Source organism: Streptomyces prasinopilosus, from assembly GCF_001419695.1.
GTDB classification, from domain to species: domain Bacteria; phylum Actinomycetota; class Actinomycetes; order Streptomycetales; family Streptomycetaceae; genus Streptomyces; species Streptomyces prasinopilosus.
Window position 1 is genome coordinate 1 of sequence record NZ_LIRG01000818.1, and the last position, 2,672, is coordinate 2,672.

Genomic DNA, 2,672 nt, shown 5'->3' on the forward strand with positions numbered 1-2,672 from the left:
CCACACCTCGGGCAGCGCCTCGGGCACCACGGTGAGGTTGAAGCCGAGGCCGCGCATGGCCAGGTAGAAGGCGATGCCGCTGCTGCCGATGACCGCCGCGACCGCCGCCCCGCGGCCGAGGTCGGACCAGGGCCGGGTGCGGTCGAAGCCGAGGGTGCGCAGTCCCGCGCCCTCGCGGATCAGGAAGTGGGCGACGAGCGCGACGGGGACCAGCGCGCTGGTGATCCCGAAGAGCTGCCAGGCCAGGTCGAGCCAGGGACGGCCCGGTGCCGCCGAGCCGTTGAGGGTGGCCGCCTGGTCCTTCAGGCCGCCCGGCCGGGTGACCGAGCCGGCGAAACTGATCAGCGCGGACACCGCACTCGCGCCCAGCGACACCGCGAGCACGAGCAGCGTCTCGTCGCGGAGCGTCTTCCGCGTGAGCCGCCGGGGATACGCGTCGGCCTCCGGGCCCGCCTCCGCCTGCACACCTGCCTCCACATCACCGATCCGTCCGGTCGGTTCAGTATGAAGGCACCGTCCGGGGGCCCGAGGACCGGTCCGCGTCCGGCAGTCCGTGCCCGGCGGTCCCGCACCCTCCCTCCCCGGCCGGCCCCGCCGTCGGCAGCCCCGGACGGCCGTCCGTCCGGGGCGCGCGTCCGCCCGGGAGGGGTCAGCCCGCGGGCACCGGCTCCGGCAGCCCGACGGGCCAGGCGTGCACCGGGTCGCCCCGCAGCATCAGCTCGCGGTAGCGCCGGGTGGTGGCCGCCAGCGCCTTCTCGCGGGACAGCCCCGCGTCCAGCGCCCGGTGGAAGGTCGCGGCCTGCCAGCTCGCGCCGTTCTGCCTGCGCCGGCAGCGCTCCTCGATCACGCCGAGGTACAGCTTCCGGTCCGCGGGTTCGATGCCCCACGCGTCCAGGCCCGCCTCGGCCAGCGGCAGCAGTTCGTCGCGTACGAGGGTGACCGCGTCCACCTCGGCCGTACCCCCGTAACGCCCGCGCCGGGGCCAGGTGAAACGGGCGTCGATACCGTGCCTGCAGGCGGCGTCGAAGTTGGCGGCGGCGGCCTCGAAGGGCAGCCGGGTCCACACGGGGCGGCTGTCCTCCGCGAGGGCACGGACCAGACCGTAGTAGAACGCCGCGTTGGCGACCACGTCGATCACGGTGGGCCCGGCGGGCAGGACCCGGTTCTCCACCCTCAGGTGGGGCACGCCGTCGGCGACGTCGTAGACCGGGCGGTTCCAGCGGTAGACCGTGCCGTTGTGCAGGACGAGTTCCGCGAGCGAGGGGGTGCCGCCCCGGTCCAGCACGTCGAGCGGGTCCTCGTCGTCGCAGATCGGCAGGAGCGCGGGGTAGTAGCGCAGGTTCTCCTCGAAGAGGTCGAACGCCGAGTCGACCCAGCGCTCGCCGAACCAGGTGCGCGGCCGCACTCCCTGCGCCTGGAGCTCGGGCGGACGGGTGTCGGTGGACTGCTGGAACAGCGGCGGCCGGGACTCTGACCACAGCTCGCGCCCGAAGAGGAAGGGCGAGTTGGCGCCGACGGCGATCTGGGCGGCGGCGACCGCCTGGGCCGCGTTCCACACGTCGGCGAAGCGGTCCGGGGTGACCTGGAGGTGCAGCTGCACCGAGGTGCAGGCGGCCTCCGGCGCGATGGACCCGGAGGTGCAGCTGAGGCGTTCCACCCCTTCGATGTCGAGGCTGAAGTCCTCCCCGCGGGCCGCCACGATCTGCTCGTTGAGCAGGGTGTAGCGGTCGACGGCGGAGAGGTTCGAGGAGACCAGGTCGTCGCGGTCCAGCGTCGGCAGAATGCCGATCATCACGATTCCGGCGTCCACCTCGGCGGCTTTCCGGTCCGCGTACGCGAGGGAGGTGCGCAGTTCCTCGGCGAGCCGGTCGAATACCCGGCCGTCCAAACGGTGCGGCGCTATGTTGACCTCCAGGTTGAACATGGCGAGTTCTGTTTGGAAGTCGCGGCTCGCAATCCGCTCGAGGACTTGCCCATTCAACATTCTGGGCATCCCGTCGGCGCCCGTGAGATTCAATTCGATCTCCAGCCCCATGAGGTTCTTGGGGCGGTCGAACCGCTTCTCCGCCAGGAGTCGCTCCAAACCCGTCAGACACCTGCGGAGCTTGTCGCGGTAGCGCTGGCGATCGGACAGGTCGAACCCGCCTGCCACGACCTTCTCCCCCATCGGAGCCTCCTTGCTTCTCTGATGGGCGGTCCGATGATCGGCCGCCGGGTCCCGGTCCACAGTGGAGGATGCCCAGTGGATGCGATTGATAACGCCCCGAAGTGAGCTGTCGGCCGCTACGCTGGTCGAAGGTGACCAGTGGCACATTCACGCGGCATGGCAGGCACATGGTCGGCAACGCACGTTACAAGGCGGCGGCGAACTCGTGAAAAACGCCGACGACAATAGGCCTACCACTGGGCGGCCGTTTATCGAGGTCATCGCCGCACACCCGGCTGAGAATCGGGATGATTCCCCCGTTTCGCCGTCCAAAAGTGCCCTTGTTCCGCGGGGTGGAAACGGCTAGCCGAAACATACTCCGAACACGCGTCGTATAAACTTCGTGGACAAGGCAGAAGGTTGGCGCCCACGGTCGAGTGATCCAGCCGACGAGGTGACGTGCGGCACTCCTCACCCCCACCTCTCGTACTCAGACCCCCGGCCCCTGCCTCCCGGCCTCCGCGAG

Annotated in this window: 1 protein-coding gene and 1 pseudogene; both read right to left on the reverse strand. The window is 70.5% G+C overall.

From position 1 onward, the window contains the following. Positions 1-465, reverse strand: a pseudogene (locus AOK18_RS26990) (CPBP family intramembrane glutamate endopeptidase); the annotation flags it as partial. Positions 466-649: 184 nt separating this feature from the next. Then, positions 650-2,167, reverse strand: a complete 1,518-nt coding sequence (locus tag AOK18_RS26995; RefSeq protein ID WP_055572232.1) for a glutamate-cysteine ligase family protein — start codon at positions 2,165-2,167, stop codon at positions 650-652. Positions 2,168-2,672: the final 505 nt, after the last annotated feature.

Coding starts and splice junctions, on each gene's coding strand:
- AOK18_RS26995 (WP_055572232.1), bottom strand. CDS start 2,167: ATGGGGGAGAAGGTCGTGGCAGGCGGGTTCGACCTGTCCGATCGCCAG.